The following is a 1950-nucleotide window of genomic DNA, read 5'->3' as shown; positions in this document are numbered from 1 at the left end:
TCCCCCTTCTCATAGTATTTCTTCCGCTGCTCCAACCGCTGTACCCGGTGCCGGTACTGTTGCAGCTTGGCCTCGTTCTCGGCGTACTCCCGCCGAAGCTCGTCTAATTTTTTGCTCATGTCGTTGACCTCCTTTGACTGAAAAATGGGCGAAAAAAATGACCGTCCTCCGGGGTGTTCCCGGTGAGCGGTCAGGGTGTCGGTGTTCGGTTATCAGGCCCTCGGAAGGGGGACAGACGCGCCAGCGGGTGTCTCCCTTCCGGGGGCGGGCGGGGTAAGCGGCGTAAGCCGCGCAAGGGGCGCAGCCCCTTGGACGGAGCGCAGCGACGCAAGAACGGCGGGTTGCTCCGTCTGGCAATCCGCCGTTCCGCCTCGCAGAGCGCACGAATACATGGCCGTCAGGCTATGTATAGAAGTGCGCCCTTTAGTTCCTAAAGGGGTTTTTGATACGCCCTTATAACGATTCTATAACATCAATGCCTGCTCCATTGACGAGAAAATCTGTGAGTGTGTCTGCTATTTTATACGCATATTCAAAACCTAAGCTGCCTGCATCCACAAAATATACGCCAAATCCATCGTTGCCATACCCATAAAAATAAACCATATCACCTAAATCATCACCAATAAACCAAACCTTACTGATGAAGTTTTCTTTCATAGAATGTGCAAACTCATTTTGCATACTTAATGCCCTGTTTGCTGACCAAAGACATATAGGTATGTTCCCAATATCTTCATCGTCGCTTTCGATTTCAAATTCTATGCTACCAATATTCCCGGTACCAGAAATACAACTTAAAAATTCATAATAATCAGCAGGCAACTGTATCGGTGTCCTTTCAAAAATTTTTTTGATTGTTTCTTCTCCGCCGGGACAAACCTCGCTATTATTAAACACTAATTGTTTACTAATATTTTCAATAATGCTCACTTGCACACCTTCTTACAAATTATTCAAGACTATTTATTTAGATTGCTTACAATGTTCCCTCGCAACCCCCCTCGCCGCCTCCCGGCGGGCTGGACGGGGCAGGTCACTTTTTTCCATTATACCGGCCCTGCGGCCTGCCTGCAATCCTGTTTTTGTGCGTCCCGTGGAATGAGGACATAAATCTTATTCGGCTCCCCGAAGCCCTGACGCACCCGCAGGAGCAGTCCGGCGTCCTCCAATTCCCGCAAGGCCCGCTTCACTGTCATGGCGCTGCGCCCCAGCGCACCCGCCAGTTCCACGATGGGGCAGCGGGTAAATATGATCCCGTTGGCGTCCTCCGCCCCTGCCGCAAGAGCGGCGTCCAGCAGGCGGGCGTACATGACCTTGGCGGTGCTGCTGACCGGCAGCCCCAGCATGGCCCGCGGTAGGGGCAGGCAGGGCGGCAGGGCGGTGTCGGCGGTCAAAAATTCAACTTCCATTCAGTCCATACCATCCTTTCGCTTGGCCCTCTTAGAAAGATAAAAAGGGCAGTCGATCACGACCGCCCGGAAGCTCTGCTTGCAGGAGCGGCGGCACTTCCGGCAAAGGATATTGTACGCCACCCGCCCCCGCTCATTGAGGAAGAAGGACAACTCCTGCTTCCTCTTTTTCGGCATTCTCGGCATAGGGCCTCCCTTCATAAAAACCGCCTGTTTGGGCCGCAACAGCCGCAACAGACGGTTTGCAGATTTAAGTGTCGTGTTTCGGGGCGATTTTCGGGGGAAAAGCGGCCGTAGGGCCGCCCGGAAATCCCCCATAGTATTGCGGATAGGGCAGACTACGCCCTATCGGATTGTTGTGTTTCGGTGTCATTTTGGGTGTTCATTTTGCCGGTTCTCCCTGATGTCGTTCCTGCCCCTGGCTCTTTCAGCGGCGTTTCGCTCCCGTTGGTACGCTCGCTGCGGTCAAGGTTCCTCCACCTCCTTGCCGCAGGTCGCCGCGCTACATCGCCGGGGAGCATATCCCATACAGGCCGGT

The 1950-nt window shown here is 53.7% G+C and carries 4 protein-coding genes; all 4 read right to left on the bottom strand.

Annotated features, from left to right (window positions below; all coding sequences use genetic code 11):
- Positions 1-453: 453 nt before the first annotated feature.
- Complete coding sequence (locus tag BUB35_RS20385; protein WP_072851842.1) at positions 454-933, bottom strand: SMI1/KNR4 family protein; 480 nt, start codon at positions 931-933, stop codon at positions 454-456.
- Positions 934-1049: 116 nt separating this feature from the next.
- A complete protein-coding gene (locus BUB35_RS20380) occupies positions 1050-1412 on the bottom strand; it encodes a winged helix-turn-helix transcriptional regulator (protein WP_072851844.1) in 363 nt (120 codons plus the stop codon).
- Complete coding sequence (locus BUB35_RS20375; protein WP_072851896.1) at positions 1413-1598, bottom strand: hypothetical protein; 186 nt, start codon at positions 1596-1598, stop codon at positions 1413-1415.
- A 152-nt stretch (positions 1599-1750) separates the two neighbouring features.
- Positions 1751-1950: hypothetical protein (locus BUB35_RS20370; RefSeq protein WP_207647557.1), on the bottom strand; the 200-nt coding region annotated here is incomplete at its 5' end.

This window comes from Anaerotignum lactatifermentans DSM 14214, assembly GCF_900142265.1.
GTDB lineage: Bacteria > Bacillota > Clostridia > Lachnospirales > Anaerotignaceae > Anaerotignum > Anaerotignum lactatifermentans.
This window is presented reverse-complemented; position numbering and strand designations above follow the sequence as displayed.